The sequence below is a fragment of the Streptomyces sp. NPDC086023 genome (assembly GCF_044540325.1).
In the GTDB taxonomy this organism is placed as follows: Bacteria; Actinomycetota; Actinomycetes; order Streptomycetales; family Streptomycetaceae; genus Streptomyces.
Window position 1 is genome coordinate 87,322 of sequence record NZ_JBITRX010000016.1, and the last position, 23,023, is coordinate 110,344.

At 74.5% G+C, this 23,023-nt stretch carries 16 protein-coding genes; 4 read left to right on the forward strand and 12 right to left on the reverse strand.

Annotated elements, in window-relative coordinates:
• Nucleotides 1-54 precede the first annotated feature (54 nt).
• The gene (locus ACIF6F_RS27870) at nt 55-2,193 is read right to left on the reverse strand and encodes a 3-hydroxyacyl-CoA dehydrogenase NAD-binding domain-containing protein (RefSeq protein WP_399952353.1); all 2,139 of its coding nucleotides are present in this window, start codon (nt 2,191-2,193) and stop codon (nt 55-57) included.
• Nucleotides 2,190-3,416, reverse strand: coding sequence for a thiolase family protein (locus tag ACIF6F_RS27875; protein WP_399952356.1), 1,227 nt, complete (start codon nt 3,414-3,416; stop codon nt 2,190-2,192). Before ACIF6F_RS27875 ends, ACIF6F_RS27870 begins: the two co-directional genes overlap by 4 nt.
• Nucleotides 3,417-3,744: 328 nt before the next feature.
• On the opposite strand from ACIF6F_RS27875, the gene ACIF6F_RS27880 reads away from it, so the two are divergent.
• Nucleotides 3,745-4,926 (forward strand): alpha/beta hydrolase, encoded by a 1,182-nt coding sequence (locus ACIF6F_RS27880; RefSeq protein ID WP_399952359.1) that lies wholly within the window; start codon nt 3,745-3,747, stop codon nt 4,924-4,926.
• An 84-nt stretch (nt 4,927-5,010) separates the two neighbouring features.
• On the opposite strand, the gene ACIF6F_RS27885 is transcribed toward ACIF6F_RS27880, so the two are convergent.
• The 3 genes from ACIF6F_RS27885 to ACIF6F_RS27895 form a co-directional block, all read right to left on the reverse strand.
• On the reverse strand, nt 5,011-6,303 hold the full coding sequence (locus ACIF6F_RS27885; protein ID WP_399952364.1) for an HRDC domain-containing protein: 1,293 nt from the start codon (nt 6,301-6,303) through the stop codon (nt 5,011-5,013).
• A 126-nt stretch (nt 6,304-6,429) separates the two neighbouring features.
• A complete protein-coding gene (locus ACIF6F_RS27890; RefSeq protein ID WP_399952367.1) occupies nt 6,430-7,092 on the reverse strand; it encodes a LuxR C-terminal-related transcriptional regulator in 663 nt (220 codons plus the stop codon).
• A gap of 347 nt (nt 7,093-7,439) precedes the next feature.
• On the reverse strand, nt 7,440-8,090 hold the full coding sequence (locus ACIF6F_RS27895) for a DUF3000 domain-containing protein (protein WP_399952371.1): 651 nt from the start codon (nt 8,088-8,090) through the stop codon (nt 7,440-7,442).
• 91 nt (nt 8,091-8,181) lie between these two features.
• Here ACIF6F_RS27895 and hemE point away from each other — a divergent pair, with 91 nt between their 5' ends.
• On the forward strand, nt 8,182-9,246 hold the full coding sequence (gene hemE, locus ACIF6F_RS27900; RefSeq protein ID WP_399952375.1) for a uroporphyrinogen decarboxylase: 1,065 nt from the start codon (nt 8,182-8,184) through the stop codon (nt 9,244-9,246).
• Nucleotides 9,247-9,287: 41 nt separating this feature from the next.
• Here hemE and ACIF6F_RS27905 read toward each other — a convergent pair whose 3' ends face one another.
• The 3 genes from ACIF6F_RS27905 to ACIF6F_RS27915 are packed head-to-tail and all read right to left on the reverse strand — an operon-like array spanning nt 9,288 to nt 15,278.
• The gene (locus ACIF6F_RS27905) at nt 9,288-12,794 is read right to left on the reverse strand and encodes an NACHT domain-containing protein (RefSeq protein WP_399952379.1); all 3,507 of its coding nucleotides are present in this window, start codon (nt 12,792-12,794) and stop codon (nt 9,288-9,290) included.
• 52 nt (nt 12,795-12,846) lie between these two features.
• On the reverse strand, nt 12,847-14,229 hold the full coding sequence (locus ACIF6F_RS27910; RefSeq protein WP_399952384.1) for an FAD-dependent oxidoreductase: 1,383 nt from the start codon (nt 14,227-14,229) through the stop codon (nt 12,847-12,849).
• A 59-nt stretch (nt 14,230-14,288) separates the two neighbouring features.
• Nucleotides 14,289-15,278 carry a DUF4349 domain-containing protein gene (locus ACIF6F_RS27915; protein ID WP_399952387.1) on the reverse strand — a complete coding sequence of 330 codons (990 nt, stop codon included), beginning with the start codon at nt 15,276-15,278 and terminating at the stop codon, nt 14,289-14,291.
• 124 nt (nt 15,279-15,402) lie between these two features.
• Between ACIF6F_RS27915 and hemG the strand changes: the two genes are divergently transcribed.
• A complete protein-coding gene (hemG, locus tag ACIF6F_RS27920) occupies nt 15,403-16,893 on the forward strand; it encodes a protoporphyrinogen oxidase (protein ID WP_399952390.1) in 1,491 nt (496 codons plus the stop codon).
• Nucleotides 16,894-16,897: 4 nt separating this feature from the next.
• Complete coding sequence (hemQ, locus tag ACIF6F_RS27925) at nt 16,898-17,611, forward strand: hydrogen peroxide-dependent heme synthase (protein WP_399952393.1); 714 nt, start codon at nt 16,898-16,900, stop codon at nt 17,609-17,611.
• 91 nt (nt 17,612-17,702) lie between these two features.
• On the opposite strand, the gene ACIF6F_RS27930 is transcribed toward hemQ, so the two are convergent.
• The 4 genes from ACIF6F_RS27930 to ACIF6F_RS27945 all read right to left on the reverse strand — a co-directional run bounded on the left by ACIF6F_RS27930 (nt 17,703) and on the right by ACIF6F_RS27945 (nt 22,826).
• On the reverse strand, nt 17,703-19,394 hold the full coding sequence (locus ACIF6F_RS27930) for an alpha/beta hydrolase (protein ID WP_399952396.1): 1,692 nt from the start codon (nt 19,392-19,394) through the stop codon (nt 17,703-17,705).
• 97 nt (nt 19,395-19,491) lie between these two features.
• Entirely contained in the window at nt 19,492-20,313 is an 822-nt protein-coding gene (locus tag ACIF6F_RS27935) for a TIGR04222 domain-containing membrane protein (protein ID WP_399952399.1), read from the reverse strand.
• 78 nt (nt 20,314-20,391) lie between these two features.
• Nucleotides 20,392-21,438 (reverse strand): TIGR04222 domain-containing membrane protein, encoded by a 1,047-nt coding sequence (locus ACIF6F_RS27940; protein ID WP_399952402.1) that lies wholly within the window; start codon nt 21,436-21,438, stop codon nt 20,392-20,394.
• Entirely contained in the window at nt 21,435-22,826 is a 1,392-nt protein-coding gene (locus tag ACIF6F_RS27945) for a DUF692 family multinuclear iron-containing protein (protein ID WP_399952405.1), read from the reverse strand. Before ACIF6F_RS27945 ends, ACIF6F_RS27940 begins: the two co-directional genes overlap by 4 nt.
• Nucleotides 22,827-23,023 lie beyond the last annotated feature (197 nt).

Here is a 23,023-nt window from a genome sequence, read left to right on the forward strand (position 1 = left end):
GCTGCCCGCCCGTGGCGGTTCCACGGGCGGGCAGCCGGACGGCACCGTTCAGGCTCAGGCGGGGACGCTCGCCAGGCCCGGGGCCAGGAACTTCTTGCCGTTCACGCGCTCCGAGACGCCCTCGCGGTCCAGGTACGGCGTGATGCCGCCCAGGTGGAAGGGCCAGCCGGCACCGGTGATCAGGCAGAGGTCGATGTCCTGGGCCTCGGCCACGACACCCTCCTCCAGCATCAGGCCGATCTCCTGCGCGACGGCGTCCAGGACGCGGTCCCGTACCTGCTCCTCGGTCAGGACGGAGTCGCCCTGCTTGAGGAGCGCGGCGACCTCGGGGTCCAGCTCCGGCTTGAAGCCGTTCTCCGCGTTGTAGACGTAGAAGCCGCGCTTGCCGGCCTCGACGACCGCCTTCAGGTTGGGGGAGACCGTGAAGCGCTCCGGGAAGGCGCGGTTCAGGGTCTCGGACACGTGCAGGCCGATGGCCGGGCCCACGAGCTCCAGGAGCACCAGCGGGGACATCGGCAGGCCGAGCGGCTCGATGGCCTTCTCCGCCGTGACGACCGGGGTGCCCTCGTCGATGACGTTCTGGATCTCGCCCATGAAGCGGGTGAGGATGCGGTTCACGACGAACGCCGGGGCGTCCTTGGTGAGGACCGCGGTCTTCTTCAGCTTCTTGGCGACGCCGAAGGCCGTGGCCAGGGAGGCGTCGTCGGTCTGCTCGCCGCGGACGATCTCCAGGAGCGGGAGGATCGCGACCGGGTTGAAGAAGTGGAAGCCGACCACGCGCTCCGGGTGGCGGAGCTTGGAGGCCATCTCCGAGACGGACAGCGAGGAGGTGTTGGTGGCGAGGATCGCGTGCGCCGGGGCGACCGCCTCGACCTCCGCGAACACCTTCTGCTTGACGGTCATCTCCTCGAACACGGCCTCGATGATGAAGTCCGCGTCCGCGAAGCCCTCGGCCTTGTCCAGGACACCGCTGACCAGGCCCTTGAGGCGGTTGGCCTTGTCCTGGTTGATACGGCCCTTGCCGAGCAGCTTCTCGATCTCGGCGTGGACGTAGCCCACGCCCTTGTCCACGCGCTCCTGGTCGATGTCGGTGAGGACCACCGGCACCTCCAGGCGGCGCAGGAAGAGCAGCGCCAGCTGCGAGGCCATCAGGCCCGCGCCGACGACGCCGACCTTGGTGACCGGGCGGGCCAGGGACTTGTCCGGGGCACCGGCCGGGCGCTTGGCGCGCTTCTGGACCAGGTTGAAGGCGTAGATGCCGGAGCGCAGCTCGCCGCCCATGATGAGGTCCGCGAGCGCGGTGTCCTCGGCGTCGAAGCCCTTCTGCAGGTCGCCGTCCTTGGACGCCTCGATGATGTCGAGGGCGCGGTACGCGGCCGGGGCGGCGCCGTGCACCTTGGAGTCCGCGATGGCGCGGCCCTTGGCGACGGCCGCGTCCCAGCCCTCGCCGCGGTCGATCTCGGGACGGACGACCTCGGTCTCGCCCTTGAGGACCTTCGCGGTCCACAGCAGCGACTGCTCCAGGAAGTCGGCGCCGTCGAAGGCGGCGTCCGCGATGCCCAGGTCGAAGACCTGCTGGCCCTTGAGCTGCTTGTTCTGGTTGAGCGAGTTCTCGATGATCACCGAGACCGCCTTCTCCGCACCGATCAGGTTCGGCAGGATCGTGCAGCCGCCCCAGCCGGGGACGAGGCCCAGGAAGACCTCGGGCAGCGAGAACGCGGGGAGCGCGCGGGAGACCGTGCGGTACGTGCAGTGCAGACCGGCCTCGACACCGCCGCCCATCGCCGCGCCGTTGTAGTACGCGAAGGTGGGGACGGCCAGGCCCGCGAGGCGCTTGAAGACGTCGTGGCCGCCCTTGCCGATGGCCAGGGCCTCCTCGTGCTTCTTCAGCAGCTCGACGCCCTTGAGGTCGGCGCCGACCGCGAAGATGAACGGCTTGCCGGTCAGACCCGCACCGACGATGGAGCCCTCGGCGGCCTCCTTCTCGACCTGGTCCAGCGCCGTGTTCAGGTTGGCGAGGGACTGCGGGCCGAAGGTGGTCGGCTTGGTGTGGTCGAAGCCGTTGTCCAGCGTGATCAGGGCGAAGCGGCCCGCGCCGAACGGCAGGTCGAGGTGGCGGACGTGCGCCTGCGTGACGACCTCGTCCGGGAACAGCTCGGCCGCGCCCTTCAGGAGCTCAGCGGTGGTGCTCACTTGGAGTCTCCTTCGGCGTTGAAGTTCGGGTTCTCCCAGATGACCGTGGCGCCCATGCCGAAGCCGACGCACATGGTGGTCAGGCCGTAGCGGACGTGCGGCTGCTCCTCGAACTGGCGGGCCAGCTGCGTCATCAGACGGACGCCGGAGGAGGCGAGCGGGTGGCCGAAGGCGATGGCGCCGCCGTACTGGTTCACGCGGGCGTCGTCGTCGGCGATGCCGTAGTGCTCCAGGAAGGCGAGGACCTGCACGGCGAAGGCCTCGTTGATCTCGAAGAGACCGATGTCCTCGATCGTCAGGCCGGCCTGGGCCAGGGCCTTCTCGGTGGCCGGGATCGGGCCGTAGCCCATGACCTCGGGCTCGACACCCGCGAAGGAGTACGAGACCAGGCGCATCTTGACCGGGAGGTTGTTCTCCCGGGCGAAGTCCTCGGACGCGATGATCGCGGCGGTGGCACCGTCGTTGAGACCGGCGGCGTTGCCCGCGGTGACCCGGCCGTGCGTACGGAACGGGGTCTTCAGGCCGGCCAGGTTCTCCAGCGTGGTGCCCGGGCGCATCGGCTCGTCGGCGGTGACCAGGCCCCAGCCCGTTTCACCGGCCGCCTCGTTGGTGTTGCGCACCGAGATCGGGACCAGGTCCTGCTGGATCTTGCCGTCGGCGTACGCCTTGGCGGCCTTCTCCTGTGAGCGCACGGCGTACTCGTCGGCGCGGAGCTTGGTGATCGTCGGGTACCGGTCGTGCAGGTTCTCGGCGGTCATGCCCATGAACAGGGCGGACTCGTCGACCAGCTTCTCGGAGACGAAGCGCGGGTTCGGGTCCACGCCCTCGCCCATGGGGTGGCGGCCCATGTGCTCGACACCGCCGGCGAGGGCGACGTCGTACGCACCGAAGGCCACGCCGCCCGCGACCGCGGTGACGGCGGTGAGCGCACCGGCGCACATGCGGTCGATCGAGTAGCCCGGGACCGACTGCGGCAGGCCCGCGAGGATGCCCGCGGTGCGGCCCAGCGTCAGGCCCTGGTCGCCGATCTGCGTGGTCGCGGCGATCGCGACCTCGTCGATCTTCTTGGGGTCGAGGTCCGGGTTGCGGCGCAGCAGCTCCCGGATCGCCTTCACGACGAGGTCGTCGGCGCGGGTCTCGTGGTAGATGCCCTTCGGGCCCGCCTTGCCGAACGGGGTGCGGACGCCGTCGACGAAGACGACGTCCCTGACGGTACGAGGCACGTTGGCTCTCCTCCAGGTGCGGGATGGCACTGCTGCGCGGGAGCGCGCACCGCGACTGAGCGCGCGCTCACCCCGCCCATGCTACTTGCGGGTAACCCATGTGGACAGCCCCTGCCCCGGGAGCGGCGAAGGTCACACCTGGACGGTGGACCCCGACCGCCGCGCGCCCCCGCCGCGCGCCGACCGATCGGACCGGCCACACGCCCCGATGGGGTCGTCCCCGGCCGCCCGCCCGGCCCGTCCCGGGACCGGGCGGCCCGGCGGCCCCGATCCTGGGCGCGCCCGGCCGCCCGCCCCGGGGCGGCCGCCGACGGAACGGGAGTCCCGCATGCCCATCAAGCACACCGACCACGCCGTCCAGCACAAGTCGACCGTCCCCGCGAACGAGAACGAGCTGGTCAGCCTGTTCGTCCGCGAGTACGACGGGACCCCGCCGGGCACCCCGATCGACAAGCGCCGCCCCGTCCTGATGCTGCACGGAAGAACGGTGCCCGCCCTGGCGGTGTACGACATCGGCACCGGCGACTACAGCTGGTCCCGCGTGCTGGCGCACGCCGGCTACGACGTGTTCGTCATGGACCTCCAGGGCATGGGCCGCTCGCCCCGCCCGAGGATGGACAACCCGTGCAACGCGAACCCGGCCCACCACAGCCGGGTGACGGACCCCAACCTGCCGCTCACGGCCCCCTGCGCGCCGGAGTACAAGTTCCAGCTGAACAACTCGCAGAGCGACTGGGACGAGGTCCACCGGGTCGTCGAGTACATCAGGACGGAGGTGCACCCCGGGGTCGGCAAACCGGACCTCATCGGCAACTCGGCGGCGGCCTTCGCGTTCGGCCCGTACGCCATCCAGCACAAGGAGAACGTCCGCAGCCTGTTCCTCCAGGCGCCGGTCTTCCGGCCCGACGGGCAGGCCAGTGCGCCGGGGACCGAGTTCGGTGCGCCGTCCACGATGCCGGTGAACACCCCGCCGTTCCCGATGAACCTCGGTACGAAGGCGGGGCTGAAGGCGGCCCTGGAGGCCGAGGCCGGGACGGACTGCCCCGGCCAGCACGGCGACGACCTCGACGCCCTCGTCGACCTGGTCTGGGCCGAGATCATGGCGAGCGACACCAAGGGGCGCACCTGGGGCAAGGTGCTGCCCGACGGCCGGACGGAGGGAGTGAGCCGGCAGCGCCAGCCCTTCTGGTGGGGCTGGAACAAGCAGACGGTGCCGCTGCACGGGGTGCTCGGCGGCGAGGTCCCGGTGTGCATCGTCTACGGCGACCTGGACAAGACCGTGACCACGCTGGGCCTGTCCGTCACCGAGCTGTACAAGACCGTCCCGGGGCAGGACAAGCTGATGTTCAGGGTGTCCTGCGCCAGCCATCAGTGGCCCTGGGAGGGCCGCCGGACGACCCTGCACACGATGTCCAAGCAGTGGCTCAAGCACGGCAAGGTGTTCGGCAAGGACAAGGGCAGCTTCCACGTGGACGGCAACGACGACGTCACGCCGCTGCCCGTGCCGTAGGGGCGCCCCCGGGCGTGAGAGTCCCGGCCCCCCATGCGAGAGCCCCCCGGACGGATGGCCGGGGGGCTCTCGGGGTGTCGCGGGTCAGGCCTGCGCGGAGGTCAGGGCCCCGACCAGGGCCGGGGTCACCTGCTCGACCTGCCAGGGGCGGGCGCCGTAGCCGGCGAGGGCCTCGGCCACCGTGTCCCGGTCCACCCGCTGCGGGGGCTCCCAGCACAGCCGGCGCACCGTGTCCGGCGTGATCAGGTTCTCCTGCGGCAGGTTCAGCTCCTCCGCCAGCGCGGAGACGGCGGCCCGCGCCGCCGAGAGCCGGGCCGCGGCGACCGGGTCCTTCTCCGCCCATGAGCGCGGCGGCGGGGGACCGGACGGGGTCTGGCCCGGCTGCGGCAGCTCGGTGTCGGGGAGGGCCTTGGCCCGGTCCACGGCGGCCATCCACTGGTCGAGCTGGCGCCGTCCCATGCGCTGGCCGTAGCCCGGCAGCGCGGCGAGCGCGTGCACGTTCAGCGGCAGGGCGAGGGCGGCCTCGACGATGGCCGCGTCGCCCAGCACCTTGCCGGGGGAGACGTCGCGACGCTGCGCGATCCGGTCGCGGGTGTTCCACAGCTCCCGCACCACCGCCATCTGGCGGCGGCGGCGCACCTTGTGCATGCCGGAGGTGCGGCGCCAGGGGTCCTTGCGCGGCGGGGCGGGCGGGGCCGAGGCGATGGCGTCGAACTCCTGCCGGGCCCACTCCAGCTTGCCCTGGCGGTCCAGCTCCTTCTCCAGCGCGTCCCGCAGGTCCACCAGCAGCTCCACGTCGAGCGCGGCGTAGCGCAGCCAGGGCTCGGGCAGCGGGCGGGTGGACCAGTCGACGGCCGAGTGGCCCTTCTCCAGGGCGTAGCCGAGGACGCTCTCGACCATCGCGCCCAGGCCCACCCGCGGGAAGCCGGCCAGCCGTCCGGCCAGCTCGGTGTCGAACAGCGTGCTGGGCACCATGCCTATTTCGCGCAGGCACGGCAGGTCCTGGGTGGCGGCGTGCAGGATCCACTCGGTGCCGGAGAGCACCTCGCCGAGGCCCGACAGGTCGGGACAGCCCACCGGGTCGACCAGCGCGGAGCCGGCGCCCTCGCGGCGCAGCTGCACCAGGTAGGCGCGCTGGCCGTAGCGGTAGCCGGAGGCGCGCTCGGCGTCGACGGCCACCGGGCCGGTGCCCGCGGCGAAGGCCGCGATCACCCGGTCCAGGCCGTCCTGGTCGGCGACCACCGGCGGAATCCCCTCGCGGGGTTCGAGCAACGGGATCGGCAGCCCATCGGCAGAAACGACGTCGTCCGGAGGGCCGCCCCCGGTGGTGGTGCGCGGTGTGGTCGCGTCACGTGTGGTCTCTTGGGCGTCGGTCACCTGTCAAGGGTATCCGTGGATACGGCGCGCCCGTCGCCGGAACGTTCCGTCGACGGGCGCGGTCGTTGTGTAAAGCCGTTGTCCGGCCGTTTGCCGTGGATATGCCGGGTATTCGCGGACCCGGGGTCAGTGGATGATCCCGGTCCGCAGGGCGACCGCGACCATCCCGGCCCGGTCCCCGGTGCCCAGCTTGCGGGCGATCCGGGCGAGGTGGGACTTGACGGTCAGGGCGGACAGGCCCATCGAGACGCCGATGGCCTTGTTGGACTGGCCCTCGGCGACGAGGCGGAGCACCTCGACCTCCCGGCCGGACAGCTCGCGGTAGCCGCCCGGGTGGCTCGGGGCACCCGGGGGGCGGCGGTGCATCCGGGCCGCCGCGGCGCCGATGGGGGCGGCGCCGGGACGGCTGGGCAGGCCGAGGTTGGTGCGCGTACCGGTGACGACGTAACCCTTGACGCCGCCCGCGAGGGCGTTGCGTACCGCGCCGATGTCGTCGGCGGCGGACAGGGCCAGGCCGTTGGGCCAGCCCGCGGCGCGCGTCTCGGACAGCAGGGTGAGACCGGAACCGTCGGGCAGGTGGACGTCGGCCACGCAGATGTCGCGCGGGTTGCCGACGCGGGGGCGGGCCTCCGCGATGGACGACGCCTCGATGACGTCACGTACTCCGAGGGCCCACAGATGGCGGGTCACGGTGGAACGGACGCGCGGGTCGGCCACGACGACCATGGCCGTCGGCTTGTTCGGGCGGTAGGCGACCAGGCTTGCGGGCTGCTCGAGAAGAACGGACACCAGGCCTCCTGGGGAGTGGCGGGACGGCCGGCTCGGGGAAGAAGCCGGTGCGAACCGTGCGGATGGTCACTGACCTCTTCGGCACGTCACCCGCCCGGCTTTAGGGAATGATCACGATTTGGTGAGTAACAATTCGGGCAATTCGGACGGGCGATCGATCGTAGGGTGATCAGAACCCCGCAAGGGGGACACTCCGCCCGCGCCGATGCGGTCGGATCCGGCCGTACGTGCCCCGCACGCACGGCCGGACGGACCACTCCTACGGGTGGTGCGGCCCACTCCCACGGGTGGTGCGGGCCGCGCCCACGGGGTGCGGCCCGCTTCCCGCGCCGGGTGCGGGCCGCGTCCTACGGGTGGTGCGGGCCGCGCCGCTGTGGCAGGGAGACCACGGCCGTGTCGGCCGGGCCCGCCGGCGGCAGCCCCGCCACCTGGGCCAGCAGCTCGCACCAGGCCGAAAGGTGGGCCGCCGTGTCCGGCACCCCTCCCACGCCCTCGCGCGGCGTCCACGAGGCCCTGATCTCGATCTGGGTCGCCGGTCTCCGCGCCGACAGCCCGCCGAAGTAGTACGAGCCGGCCCGGGTCACCGTGCCGCTCGCCTCCCCGTACGTCAGCCCCCGCGCCTCCAGCGCCCCGGTCAGCCACGACCAGCACACCTCGGGCAGCAGCGGGTCCGCCGCCATCTCCGGCTCCAGCTCCGCCCGTACGAGCGTCACCAGCCGGAAGGTCCCGTGCCAGGCCTCGTGCCCGGCCGGGTCGTGCAGCAGGATCAGCCGTCCGTCGGCGAGGTCCTCGTCGTCCTCGACCACCGCCGCCTCCAGTGCGTAGGCGTGCGGGGCCAGTCTCTTGGGCGGTGCGGTGGGGTCGATCTCGATCCCCGGCCTCAGCCGCGCCTTCCTCAAGCCGTCGACCGCCCGCCGGAACGGGAGCGGGACGGAGCTCTCCTCCGCGCTGTCAGTACCGTCAGCGCCATCTGAAAATCGTCCCTGAGCCGCAGCCATGCGGGGAAGACTAGGCGGAAGGAGGCCCCGTCCGGCGCAGGGACACCCGCCCCGGGTCGGGCACTTCTTCATACGTGCGAAGATTTGCACCGTGAGCGCCATTGACCGGCCCGCGGGCCAGCAGAGCCAGACGTACGATTCCGCCTTCCTGAAGGCGTGCCGCCGCGAGCCCGTACCGCACACCCCCGTGTGGTTCATGCGCCAGGCCGGGCGCTCACTCCCCGAGTACCGCCGGGTCCGCGAGGGCACCCAGATGCTCGAGTCCTGCATGCGCCCCGACCTGGTCACCGAGATCACGCTGCAGCCGGTCCGCCGCCACAACGTCGACGCCGCGATCTTCTTCAGCGACATCGTCGTCCCGCTCAAGGCCATCGGCATCGACCTGGACATCAAGCCGGGCGTCGGTCCGGTCGTCGCCCAGCCGATCCGCTCCCGCGCCGACCTCGCACAGCTGCGCGACCTGACCCCCGAGGACGTCCCGTACGTCACCGAGGCCATCGGCATGCTCACGGGTGAACTCGGCGGCACGCCGTTGATCGGCTTCGCCGGCGCACCGTTCACCCTCGCGAGCTACCTGGTCGAGGGCGGCCCGTCGCGCAACCACGAGCACACCAAGGCGCTCATGTACGGCGACCCGCAGCTCTGGGCCGACCTGGTCGACCGCCTCGCCGAGATCACCTCCGCCTTCCTGAAGGTCCAGATCGAGGCCGGCGCCTCCGCGATCCAGCTCTTCGACTCCTGGGTCGGCGCCCTGTCCCCGGCCGACTACCGCCGCTCGGTGATGCCGGCGTCGGCGAAGGTCCTGGAGTCCGTCGCCTCGTACGGCGTCCCGCGCATCCACTTCGGCGTGGGCACCGGCGAGCTGCTCGGCCTGATGGGCGAGGCCGGCGCGGACGTCGTGGGCGTCGACTACCGGGTGGCGCTGGACGAGGCCGCCCGCCGGGTGGGCCCCGGCAAGGCGCTCCAGGGCAACCTGGACCCGGCCGTCCTCTTCTCCACGACGGAGGCCGTCGAGAGGAAGACGGACGAGGTCCTGGCCGCGGCCGCCGGTCTTGAGGGCCACGTCTTCAACCTCGGCCACGGCGTCCTCCCGACCACGGACCCCGACGCCCTGACCCGCCTGGTGGAGTACGTCCACACGCGCACGCAGCGCTAGCCGCCGCGGTCTGCCCTTCGCCCGTCCGCGCCGCCGGGGCCTCACGCCCCGGCGGCGCGGACGTTCGCGTTTTCCGCGGGCGGGGCGTCGTCGCGGACGATCACGAGGATCTGGTTGGGGTCCGCCACGCCCGCGCCGGTGGGGGGATCGTGCGCGATCAGGGACTGCCACGCGAGGTGCAGGAGCCTGGCTGCGGGGTGGTGGCCCCGGTCGACCAGGCGGAGCGCCGTGAACGCCGCGAGCACCGCGAACCGGATGCAGGCCGGGGTGCGGGGGCCGAAGTGCGGTCTCCGGTCGCGAAGGGAAGTCACGAGCCCGAGGCTCTGGCGCACCAGGAGTCTCAGGTCGTCGAGAAGTCCCGGCGGCACGTCGGGCGGGTCGGACCGCAGAAGGATCCCGATACGCCGCAGGGTGGCGGCCGGGTCCACCGGAGACTCGGAGTCGAGCGACTGGCCTCCGACGTCCTGCATGAAGATGCCGAGGTTCCGGAGCACCACGGGCCCTTCGGCGCCAGGCCAGGGAGGCACGCCGAGCAGTGTGCGGAAGGCCGTGAGGACGACATCCAGCGTCCCGGTGTGAGCGCCGAGCGCGAGGTCGAGGGTCTCGTCGAGCGCGTCGGCGAGGAGGGTGTCGTCGTCCCCCGGGCCACCGAGCTCGGCAGCGAGCCGTGCGGCGAGACCGGGGTCCCGGGCGTGGGCGAGGTCCAAGGCCGGGAACCGAACCTCGGTGGGCAGCGGGTCGGCGGGCACGCCGAGGGCGACGACCAGGGCAGCCGTGATCTCATGTGGTTCGGAGGGGGTACGGGCAAGGCGGTCGCGCGCGGGGCCGAGCGTCCGGCCGTACGAGGCGGCACGTGCGAGATGACCGGCCAGCGCGGTGGCGACGGCCAGGGCTTCCTCCAAGGCGTGGATCCGCGGGATGTGCGTCGCCTCGCCGAGAGCACGGGCGATGTCACGGGCGCGATCGTGGGCGCGGTCGGCCAGGTCTGTCCAGTCCCGGGCCGGGTCGTCGGCGGAGTCTGACGTGAGCAACGCGACGAGGTCCTCCACGTACGGGACGGCGCTGGGGGCGGCGGCGGTGCCGGCCGCGCGGGCGCGGGCGGCGGCGTGGGCGACTGCGAGGGCCAGGACGGGTGCCCACGGTTCCGTGGCGGGCGTGCCGGGCGACTCCGAAGCGAGCGCCAGCGCCGTCGCGAGGACTCCGGCCCAGTTCTCCCACCCCACGTCCTCCCGCCGATGGGTGAAGAGCAGGCGCAGATGACGGGCAGCTTCGCCGAGGTCGGCGGCGGGGGCCGCCCGCACCCGTTCGGCCGGGGGCCGGAACGGCCAGGGGACGCCCGGCGGCCGGAGCAGGACGGTCTCCGTGCCGTCGCGCACCCACACGGTGTGGCGGTTCACGAAGGCGGCCAGCCCGGCGGACGGTTCGGGATGCACCTCGGCGTCATCCGGGTCAACCCGCAGGGGAAGCTCCGCCGGCATGGGCAGCCGATGGACGAGGCCGGCGGTGACGGAGCCGAGCCAGGCGACGAAGCGCTCGGCGTCGCCGGAGAGCATCCCCGTGGCCACCGTGGGGCCGTCGTCCGTCCCTCCGCCGTTCGCGTGCGCCCCGGACCCGGTGGTGTCCGGGCGAGAGGGGTGGTGGCGGCCGTCGGTCTCCTCCTGGCGGACGAAGCAGTCGTAGAGGACGCGCGGCACGGGGCGCAGGCACAGGGCCGCGGATTCGCCGAGCGGGACCGTGTCCCGCAGGAAGCGGGTGGCGTGGATGCCGGCCAGGAGCCGCTCGCGGGACGGGTCGTGGGGCTCCCCGAGCGCGGGCGGGGACAGTCTGGTCTCCAGGCGGGCGCGGACCGCAGGGTCGACCGTCCCGGCCTGGTCGGCGCAGTCGGCGGCCAGGGCCAGCGCCGGGACCGTGCCGGTGTCCAGGCAGGCGGTGATGACGTCGGTGGCGTCGTTGCCCGCGCACCACAAAAGGACGGTCTCCCGCCACCACGGGTCGCCGATGTTGCCGGTCAGCAGGCCGGTGTCGGCGCGGGGGGTGCTGAGGAGGGCGGCGGCGAGGTACTCCTGGAGGGTCAGGTGGGCGAAGCCGTAGAAGCCGTGGTCGCGCTCGACCAGGAGGCCGCTCTTGCGGGCTTCTGCCAGGAACAGCTCGGGCGGCACGCTGCCGGGTACGTGCCGCAGCGGGCGGCGGATCGCCCGCGCGGCGTCGGCCGCGGGCCAGTCCCGCACCCTGGCCCGCATCATCGCCAGGGCCAGGTGCTGGATGACGTGCTGTTTGTGCGGGCCGCTCAGGCCGGTGGCGTCGCGCAGGCCCCGGTCCTCGTAGCGGCGGTGCAGCAGGACGTCGCACATCTCCGCGTACAGGCCGGCGCGGGTGCCCGGCAGTTCACCGCGGTAGCGGTGCACGTTGGCGATCATCGTCAGGAGCAGGGGGTTCGAGGCCAGGTCGTACAGCGCCGACTCGGCCCGCAGCCGGGCCAGCAGGTCCCGCGCGCCCCGGTCGGCGGCCGCCCGTACGTGCCGGTCGGTGTCGGCGCGGGTGCGCAGGCGGGCCAGCGGGCCGTCCGTGGCCGCGCGGGCCGCGCGCCGGGTGAGGGCCCGGGCCCGGCTCTCCATCGCGTAGTGCCACTGGTGCAGGTACCGGGAGATCTGGTCTCCGGTGAACCGCCGCACCTGGAGGACCTCGGCGCCCGGCAGCGGGTTGGTCTGGTAGCCGTGCGGGCGCGAGGTCACCACGTAGACGTTGTCGGGGTGGCGCTGTGTCTGGCGGGTGACCCAGGCCGCCACCCGGCCGCGCTCGGCGGGGTCGGCGACCTCGTCCAAGCCGTCGAGCAGCACCACGCAGCGGCCGGCATCGAGCCTGCGCTCCAGCCAGCCGGCGGACACCTTGCCCTCCAGCCAGCCCGCGGAGACGGCCACCTGCGCCAGGTGCGGCGGCTCGTCGGCGAGGAGCGTGGCGGCGTGGTCGCGCAGGTAGAGCAGCACCGGAAGCCGACGCGCCCAGGGACGCCGGCCGCGTTCGCACAGGGACAGGGCGGTGCTGCGGGCCAGCGTCGTCTTGCCCGAGCCGGGACCGCCGACCACCGCCAGGATCCGGGCGGCCGTTCCCTCCTCGGCGTCGCGGAGGACGGATTCGAGGGAGCGGCGCCGGCCCGGGGCGGTCTCCTGCTCGGACACCGCGCCCAGGTACGGCGCCCCGGCGGTCGCCTGCACCGTCTGGGGGGCCAGGCTGACGTCCACGTACACCTGGTGCGTGCGCAGCACGAACTCGCCGTGGGTCGCGATGCCCACCGTTTCCATGTCCCGCACGTCCGCCCGCAGCTGCCGCAGGTAGACCCGGCGGCTGCCGCGGCCGTCGCCGGCACGGGCGCGCGGCACGCTTTCCGAGTACAGGAACGCCAGCACCGCCACCGCCAGGGACACGTACAGCCAGGTCCAGCTGAACTTGTCGTCGTTGAGGATCTGGTTGACCGCCACGCCGACCGTGACGGTCAGGGCCGCGCTGCCGACGGTCCTTCCCGCACGGCGCGTCCCCGTCGTCTCCGCCATCCGCCCCCCTGAGCCCGGCGCGTACGAGGCTGTCTTCCCCGCCCCGCCGGGGTCACACCCCTGCTGCGCGCACCGCGTGGACCGCCTTGCGGGCCGCCACCAGGACCGGGTCCCAGACCGGGGAGAACGGGGGCGCGTAGCCCAGGTCCAGGGCCACCACCTGTTCCACCGTCATGCCCGCAGTGAGGGCCACGGCCGCGATGTCCACCCGCTTCGCCGAGCCCGGGCCGCCGACGATCTGGACGCCCAGCAGCCGGCCCGTCCGCCGCTCCGCCAGCATCTTCACGGTCATCTCCGTCGCGCCCGGGTAGTACCCGGCCGTGTTCGTCGACGTGATCGTCGCCGTCACGAACCGCAGGCCGACCGCCAGGGCGTCCTTCTCGCGCAGCCCGGTGCGGGCGATCTCCAGGTCGCAGACCTTGCTCACCGCGGTGCCGACCACGCCCGGGAAGGTCGCGTAGCCGCCGCCCACGCCAGAGCCGATCACCTGGCCGTGCTTGTTGGCGTGCGTGCCCAGCGGGATGTGCCGGTTCCGGCCCGAGACCAGGTCGAGCACCTCCACGCAGTCGCCGCCCGCCCAGACGTCCTCCTGGCCGCGCACCCGCATCGACAGGTCGGTCAGCAGGCCGCCCGAGTCGCCCAGCGGCAGCCCGGCCGCCCGGGCCAGCTCCGTGCGCGGCTCCACGCCGATGCCCAGCACCACCACGTCCGCCGGGTACTCCGTGCCGTCGGCGGTGGCCACCGCCCTGACGCGGCCGTCCCCGTCCGTGAGGACCTTGACGACCTCGGCGCGCGCGACCGTGGCGATCCCCATGCCGTTCATCGCCCGGTGCACCAGGCCGCCCATGTCCGGGTCGAGCGTGGCCATCGGCTGGGCGCCCCGGTGCAGCACCGTCACCTCGAAGCCCCGCCCGGTCAGCGCCTCCGCCATCTCGACGCCGATGTACCCGGCGCCCACCACCACGGCCCGGCGGCCGGCGGTGTCGGACAGGGAGTCCAGCAGCGCCTGGCCGTCCTCCAGCGTCTGTACGCCGTGCACGCCGGGCGCGTCGATGCCGGGCAGCGGGGGCCGCAGCGGGCGTGCCCCGGTGGCCAGCACCAGCTTGTCCCAGCCGGTCCACGACTCCTCGCCGGTCTCCAGGTCCCGGGCCCGCACCCGCCGGCCGGCCAGGTCCAGCTCGGTGACCTCGGTCCTGGTCCGCAGGTCGATGCCCCGGGCCCGGTGCTCCTCCGGTGTACGGGCGACCAGCTCGTCCCGCCCGGAGACCGCGCCGCCGATCCAGTACGGGATGCCGCACGCCGAGTACGAGGTGAACGGCGACCGCTCGAAGGCCACGATCTCCAGGTTGTCCACGCCACGGAGCCTGCGGGCCTGGGACGCGGCGGACATGCCCGCCGCGTCGCCCCCGACGACCACCAGTCGTTCCGCCGCCATCGTCCGCTCCCGTCCTCGCCCGCCGGTGTCCTGCGAACACGCTACGGGCGCGGGCGGGTTCAGTCCTGTCCGGGGCGCGCCGGGTCCGTCACCTCGGGGGCTCCGTCGGCCGCGGCACGCGCCGCGGGCACGCCCGCCTTGACGGTCCCGTCGGACCCGCCCCCGGCCCCGGCAGCCGCCTCCGGCAGCGCCGCGCCGAGCACCAGCGCGATCCAGCGCAGCACCGCGAGGAAGGCGTCCCAGCCACCGGACAGGGCGTCCAGGAAACCGGGCTCGTCCTCGTCCCCGCCCGCGTGCCGCGCCTGCGGCTCGGTCAGCTCCAGCGTGATGGTGGCGAGCGAGGTCTGGTCCTTCAGCGCGTCCCGCTGCGCCAGCAGCGACTCCAGCTCGGCCTGACGGCGGCTCAGTTCGCCTTCCAGCATGACCACGTCGCTCAGCTCGCCGGCCCGGTCCATCATCGCCCGCACCCGCGCCACACTCGCCTGCTGCGACTTCACCCGGCTCTCGACGTCCACCACCTGCTGGGTGACGTCCTGGGCCGACACCTTGCGGCTGAGCAGCTTCCCGCCGCCCTCCAGCGAGGCGAGCAGGCCGTCGAACTGCTCGGCCGGCACGCGCAGCGTCACCTCCGAGACCAGCGCGGAGCCGCCGTCCCCGGACACGTCGCGCCGGGTGGTCTCGTTGCCCACGTAGCCGCCCGCGGCCACGGTGGCCGCGCGGGCCGACGCCAGGGCCCCGGCCGCGTCCTTCACCTGCACCGACAGCTGGGCGGTACGGATGATCTGCGGGCGGACAGCGGGCGCTTTCGGCCCCTTCGACGCCGCGCTCCCGGCGCTGCCGGTGCCGCCCTTCTCGTCCGCGCCGGGCGCGACCGCCCCCGGCGCCGCCTCCCGGCGCGCGCCGTCGGACAGGTCGGCGCTCTTGCTCGCGCCGCCCATGCCGTCCCCGGCCCCGCAGCCGGTGAGCGCGAGCGCCCCCGACAGGGACAGGGCCGCCAGGGCAAGGGCGGTACGTCGTCGTGCGGTCGCGGCTGCGCGCATCTTGGCCATCCCCGAGATCGTGGTCCGTCGTTCTGCACGGGTTCGACGTGGCGACACCCGCCCCGGGTTGCCGTCGGGCGGTCCCGAACCGGTCACGGTCCGGCCTCGGTAAGGGAAATGAGACGATGACCCCATGCGAGAAGCGGACACGCGTACGGGACGAAGCGGGACGGAAGGCCGGGAGCGGGGCCGGCCGCGCCGCGTCGTCGTCATCGGGGGCGGCATCTCCGGCCTGGCCGCGGCCCACCGCCTCACCGGCGAGGGCGTCCGCGTGACCCTGCTGGAGGCCGGGGACCGCCTCGGCGGGAAGCTGTACGCGGGCGAGCTCGCGGGCGCCCCCGTCGACCTGGGCGCCGAGTCCCTGCTCGCCCGCCGCCCCGAAGCGGTGGAACTGGCCCGCGCGGTGGGCCTCGGCGACGCCCTCCAGCCGCCCGCCACCGCCACCGCCGCCCTGTGGACCCGCGGCACGCTGCTGCCCATGCCCCGCGGCCACGTCATGGGCGCCACCGCCGACGTCGGCCTGCTGCGCGCCTCCGGCCTGCTCTCCGAGGAGGGCCTCGCCCGGGTGGCCCGGGACGCCGAACTGCCCCCGACCGAGGTCGGCGAGGACATCGGCGTCGGCGAGTACGTCGCCGCCCGCGCCGGCCGCGAACTCGTCGACCGGCTCGTCGAGCCGCTGCTCGGCGGCGTCTACGCGGGCGACGCCTACCGCGTCTCGCTGCGCGCCGCCGTCCCGAAGCTGTACGAGGCCGCCCGCACCCACCGGACGCTCGCCGAGAGCGTCCGCGCGGTCCAGGGCGACGCCGCCACCACGACCCTGATCGGCGCGGCCGCCACCGGCCCGGTCTTCCAGGGCCTCGCCGGCGGCGTCGGCCGCCTCCCGCTCGCCGTGGCCGACGCCGTGCGCACCGCCGGCGCCGACGTGCGTACCGGCACCCCCGCCGCCGCCCTGGACCGGCTCCCCGACGGCGGCTGGCGCGTGACCACCGCGGGCGGCGAGGCGCTGACCGCCGACGCCGTGCTGCTCGCCGTGCCCGCCGGCCCCGCCGCCCGGCTGCTGCGCACCGCCGCCCCGGCCGCCGCCGGCGAGCTGGACGCCGTCGAGTACGCCTCCATGGCCCTGGTCACCCTGGCCTTCCGCCGCACCGACCTGCCCCCCGCCGTCACCGGCAGCGGCTTCCTCGTCCCGCACACCGAGGGCCGCACGATCAAGGCCTCCACCTTCAGCAGCAACAAGTGGGCCTGGTCCGCCGAGGCCGACCCGGACCTGTTCCTGCTGCGCACCTCCGTGGGCCGGCACGGCGACGAGGCCGACCTGAAGCGCGAGGACGCCGAGCTGGTCGACGTGTCCCTGGCCGACCTCGGCGCCGCCGTGGGCCTGGCCGCCCGCCCGGTCGCCTCCACCGTCACCCGCTGGGACGGGGGCCTGCCCCAGTACCCCGTCGGGCACCTCGCCCGGGTGTCCAGGATCCGGGCCGCCGTGGCCGCCGTACCCGGCCTCGCCGTGTGCGGCGCGGTGTACGACGGAGTGGGCGTCCCGGCCTGCATCGCCAGTGCCGGCATGGCCGTCGACGCGATCATGGGCACCCTGGCGCAGAGCACGGATCAGGACGCGGGACAATAGGCGCATGACTGCACCAGAGAAGATCCCCAACGCGGGGAAGAAGGCCAAGGACCTCAACGAGGTCATTCGCTACACCCTGTGGTCCGTCTTCAAGCTCAAGGACGTGCTCCCGACGGACCGCGCCGGCTACGCCGACGAGGTGCAGGAGCTGTTCGACCAGCTGGCCGCCAAGGACATCACCGTCCGGGGCACCTACGACGTCTCCGGCCTGCGCGCCGACGCGGACGTCATGATCTGGTGGCACGCCGAGACCGCGGACGAGCTGCAGACCGCCTACAACCTCTTCCGCCGCACGAAGCTCGGCCGCGCGCTGGAGCCGGTGTGGTCGAACATGGCCCTGCACCGCCCGGCCGAGTTCAACAAGTCGCACATCCCGGCCTTCCTGGCCGACGAGGTCGCCCGCGACTACGTCAGCGTCTACCCGTTCGTGCGCTCGTACGACTGGTACCTGCTGCCCGACGAGGACCGCCGCCGCATGCTCGCCGACCACGGCAAGATGGCCCGCGGCTTCCCGGACGTGCGCGCCAACACCGTCGCCTCCTTCTCCCTCGGCGACTACGAGTGGCTGCTGGCCTTCGAGGCCGACGAGCTGTACCGGATCGTGGACCTCATGCGCCACCTGCGCGCCTCCGAGGCCCGCATGCACGTCCGTGAAGAGGTGCCCTTCTTCACCGGGCGCCGCAAGTCCGTCGCCGACCTGGTCGACGGACTCGCCTGACCTCCCCAGGGGGGATGGGCCGGAGGATGACTGCCTCCGGCGGATCGGGGGGCCCGCCCCCGAAACGACGCAGCCGGACCCGCCCGGAAGTTCAGACGGCCGGTGGCAGCACGCCCCTCGGGGCGCCTGCCGCACGGTCGTCCAGCGACACCGGTGCGGGCTCCGGATGCGGCGCACACGCCACCCGCCACCCCGGGATCCGGCCCGTCAGCAGGTACCGCTCGACGTGGCTGTCCACGCAGCCGTTCCGGCCGCCCACCACGCCGTGGGAGCCCGCGCCCCGCTCGGTGACCAGGGCCGCGCCGGAGAGCCGCCGCTGCAGCTCCAGCGCCCCCGCGTACGGGGTGGCCGCGTCCCGTTCGGCCGCCACCACCAGCGTGTGCGGCAGCGCGCCGGGCCGGGCGCGCACCTCCGTCACCGGCTGCCGGGGTGCGGGCCAGGAGGCGCACGGCAGGTTCACCCAGACGTTGGGCCAGGTCTCGAACGGGGCCCTGCGGGCCAGCGCGGTGCCGTCCCGGTCCCAGGTCCGCCAGTCGGCAGGCCAGGGGGCGTCGTTGCACAGCACCGCCGTGTAGACGGCCGTGGCGTTCTCGTCCGCGGCCGCCGTCGCCGGGCCGGGGGCCGCCTGTTCGGTCAGCGGGCCCGGGTCACCGCGCAGGAAGGCGGCCAGCGCGGCCGCCCGCGCCGGCCACACGTCGTCGTAGTACGCCGTCCCGAGGTACGCGGCCTGGAGTTCGCCGGTGCCGACCAGGCCGCCCGCCGGCTGCCGGGCCACCGCCGCCCGCACCCGCTCGTAACTCTCCCCGACCGCCTCCGGTGTGCGGCCCAGCCGGTACGTCCGGTCGTGCCGGGCCACCCAGGCGCGGAAGTCCCGCCAGCGCGACTCGAAGGCCAGGGACTGGCCGAGGTTGTTGCGGTACCAGATGCGCCGCGGGTCGGGGTCGACCGCCGAGTCGAAGACCATCCGCCGTACGTACGAGGGGTGCAGCGACGCGTAGACGGCCCCGAGGTACGTGCCGTACGAGGCCCCGAGGAAGTTCAGCTTCCGCTCGCCCAGCGCGGCCCGCAGCACGTGCAGGTCCCGGGCGTTGGCGAGGGTGGAGTAGTGCGGCAGGGCCGGGCCGGCGGACCGGGCGCAGCCGTGCGCGTAGGCGCGGGCGGCCGCGCGGCGGGCCGTCTTGTACGCGGTGGTGGGCACGGCCGGGACCTGGGTGGGGGCGTGGGCGAACTCCGCGGGGTCCTGGCACGACAGGGGCGCCGAGCGGCCCACCCCGCGGGGGGCGTACCCGACGAAGTCGTAGGCGGCGGCGGTGCGCCGCCACTCGGGCAGGCCCGCGAGGAGCGGGAAGTGCATGCCGGAGCCGCCCGGGCCGCCCGGGTTGTAGACCAGGGCGCCCTGGCGGGCGGCGGCCGGGCCGGCGGCCCGGATCCGGCTCACGGTGAGGGTGAGTGACGGGCCGTCGGGGCGTGCGTAGTCGAGCGGGACCCGGAGCAGCGCACACCGGACCGGATCGGGCAGGTCCTCGACGGCCGGGCAGCGGCCGAAGGAGAGACCGGCCGCGGCGGCGCGGCGCGCGGCGAGCGCGGCACCCGCGGCCGCGGCGGAGGGGCCGGCGGCCGCAGGGGAGGTGCCGGCAGCCGCAGGGGAGGTGCCGGCAGCCGGGGGTGAGGTGCCGGCGGTCTTCGACGGCGGGCGGGCGGCGGCGTGGGCCGGGGGCGCCGGGGCGGCGAGGGCCAGGGAGAGCACCGCGGCGGCGGCCGCGTACCGGACGGGTTCCCGCATCGGCAGCCCCTTCTCATCCCGTCGGACGATCCGTCAGACAATGGGATGATTCGGGTGGCCGTAGGTGAAGTAAAGGACGCGGCCCGGGTGTCGGGGCTCAATGACCCCGATGCGCCGCCCCCGCTCCCCGTCCGCCCGACAGCGCCGCCTTCAGGTCCGGGTCCCGCACCGCCGACAGCCCGCGTACCGCCACCGCCGTCAGGTAGCCCCGCTCGTCCGCCCGCTTCCGGTCCCGGTCCAGCCCCGCCAGCAGCCGCTGACCGGCCGGCGAGGCCCAGGGCGAGTACGGGTGGGCCTCGAAGCGGGCCATCCCGAGGCAGCTGACCGTCAGCACCAGCGGCAGCGCGAACCACCACACGATCAGCACCTGGTCGGCGCCCGGCGCCGGCATCAGCACCGCCGCCGCGCCCAGCGCCAGTATCAGCAGGGTGGCCCCCTGCACCTGGCGCACCGCCTCCGCCACCTCCAGCCGGGCCGCCTCCGGTACCGCCAGGCCGGCCCGGCCCAGCCGCTCGCCGAGGGCGCGTACCGGCGGGGCGCCCGCGGCGGCGGTGCGGACCGCCGCCACCGCCGACCGGCCGTCCGGCCCGAACGCCGCCAGCACCGACCGCTCCACCTCGTCCCGGCCCACCGGGTCGACCACGGTGGCCCAGCCGGTACGGGCCAGCAGCAGCCGCCGCCGGCCGTGCAGGGCCAGCAGCGCCAGCACGGCCACCCGCTGCGGGCCGCCGGCCAGGTAGGCGGCCTCGTACAGGCTCAGCGGGCCGTCGCCGGGCCCGCCGTCGGACGGGTCGGTGCGGTCCGGCCCGTGGGGTGGCCCGTCGCCCGGACCGGCGGCCTGGGCCGCGGCCCTGACCAGACGGGTGCACGACACCAGCGCCCCGGCCCAGGCGAACAGGAGGAAGAGGACCCAGAACATGGCGGCCGTTCTACCCGCCCCCGCACCCGGTCGCGCGGCCCCGGCCGAAGGTGTGAGCCGCTCGTGACGGACCCGTGATCAGGAACTGCTGCTTCCGCAGCTCGAACCGGAAGAACTGCCGCAACTGGAGCCGGACGACGAGCAGCTGGACCCGGACGACCCGCAACTGGAGCTGGACGACCCGCAGCCGGACCCCGAGGACCCGCAACTCGACCCGGACGCACCGCAGGAGGTGCCCCAGCCGCCGCCCGAGTCGCCCGTGGAGCACCAGACCATCACGGCCTCCGTGCCGGAACCGCAGGACGAGGACGAGTGCGGGTGCCGGGCGCCGCCGCCGGCCCGCCCCCGCCGGCCGCCCCGCCCGACGGCGCCCACGGGCTGGAGCAGCTGGGCCCGCAGCAGCGGGTCGGGCAGCCGCCGGGGCCCGTTCAGCGCCACCAGCACCTGCGGGTCGGTGGCGGAGACGTTGGCCACGGTGTAGGCCCGCAGGGCCGCCGCGCCCGCGGCGGTGATCCGCGGCGCCGCCTTCACCCGCAGGAACGCACCCGCAACGAACCCGAGGAACAGGGCGGGGGCGGCCAGCACGAAGAACGGCACGTCGAACTCGTACACGTACGGGTCGGTCGTGGACGCCCACTGGGCCACCGTCACGAAGAAGGCCACCGGCATCATGAACAGGCACACCAGGGTGTGGGCGAGCGCCCAGCGCTTGAGCGCCTCGCCCTCGCCCGGCGCCGACAGCAGCCCCCGCGCGGCCAGGGCGTCGCCCGTCTCCTGCACGGCCGGGTCGCGTACGGCCGTCAGCCGCAGCCACTGCAACGCCCCGCTCGGCGCCGCCTGGTGGGCGGCCAGCACGGCGCGCTCCACCGGGTCGGCGGCGCGGGCCCCCGAGCGGACCTGGACGATGCCGGGACCGCCGATCATCATGCGCCCGTCGTAGCAGAGCCCGACGAGCGCGGTGTCGACGACCCGGCGGGGCCCGCCGGACAGGAACGCGACCTCGGTGAGGTCGTGCAGCACGGCGGGGGTCGCGCCGGCGCTGCCGCGGCGGCGCCGGACCGCGACGGCCAGCACGGTGGTGGAGCCGATCACGGCGGCCCAGACGAGGACGGCGAGGACGTTCACGAGACTCCCCTCCCCGCCGGACGCCGGGGCGCGAGGCGGTGGACGATGCGGGTGAGGCGGCCGGGCGGCTTCGCCCCGGTGCGGTCGCGCCACCACCGGGTCAGCTCCCGCCGGGCCCGGTCGTCGGCCGGGGTGCCGGCGGCGAGCAGGTGCTCGGCGAAGTCGAGCGCGTCGCGGCGGTATCCGCCGGCCATCGGGCGGGTCCTGGCGTAGCCGAGGAACGCCCTGCGGTACGGGACCTCCCCGAGGATCCGGGGGAGCTCCGGGGCCACCCTGGCGACCACTCCGGCCCGCTTGCCGGCCAGCGCACGCGCCTGGACGCGCATCCGGGCCGCGTCGAACCCCTCGGGCACCGGGGTGCCGGCCACCAGCGCGGACAGCACGGCGGTCTGCGCCACCGCGAGCCGCTGCCGGGCGGGCCCGGCGGTGTCCTCCGGAGTCGTGCGGTCCGCCGGGGCGCCGCCCTCCGGGTGCCGGGGCGGCGCCGTGCCGGTTGCCCGTGCCGTGCCCTCCGCCAGGAGCCCCGTACCGGAGCGGCCGGCCGGGGACAGGGCGCGCGGGCGGGACAGCACGCCGCGGATCGCGGCCACCTCGGACACCAGTTCGGCCTCCGGCGGGAAGTCGTCGTCCCGCTCCAGCAGCACGCCCGGCGGGTCCACCCGCTCCCGCAGCCGGCCCAGCAGCTCCAGCACCGCCTCCGGCACCGGGTGCGCGTGCGTGTCGTGCCACACCCCGTCCCGCTCGACGCCGCCCGCGACGTGCACGTACGCCAGCGCCTCCAGCGGCAGGGCGTCCAGCACCGCCAAGGGGTCCTCGCCGCGGTTGACGTGGTTGGTGTGCAGGTTGGCGACGTCGACCAGCAGCCGCACCCCCGTGCGCGCGACCAGCTCCGCCAGGAACTGCCCCTCCGTCAGCTCGTCCTCCGGCCAGGAGAACAGGGCCGCGATGTTCTCCAGCGCCAGCGGCACCGGCAGCGCGTCCTGCGCGATCCGGACGTTCTCGCAGAGCACGTCCAGCGCGTCCCGGGTGCGCGGGACGGGCAGCAGGTGCCCGGCCTCCAGCCGCGGGGAGGCCGTGAGGGCGCCCCCGGCCCGGACGAACGCGATGTGCTCGGTCACCAGCGGGGCGCCCAGCGCCTCCGCCCGCGCGGCCAGGTCGGCCAGCTTCCCCGCGTCGGGCCGCTCCGCGCCGCCCAGGCCGAGCGACACCCCGTGCGGCACGGTCACGATCCCGCGCTCCCGCAGCCGTACCAGCGGCTCCGGCAGGTGGCCGGGGCAGATGTTCTCGGCGACGACCTCGACCCAGTCCAGTTCCGGCAGCCGCTCGATCGCGTCGGCGATCTCCGGCCGCCAGCCGATGCCCGCCCCCAGGCGTGTCATGGGCTTCATGTCCCCCTCCTTCGTCACCGTGGTCCGTGACGCTGTCATGGCCCCGATGGTGCGGCACCAATCCAGGGACGGGGACGTTCAGAGGAACATTTGAGGTTCCTTACTTCGCGCTTATCCGCACGGTGCGTTCCGCGGCTGTCCCACGGGCGTCCCGCCGGACCTCGCCGGGCTCCCGAGGGCTCTCCCGCGGTCGTCCC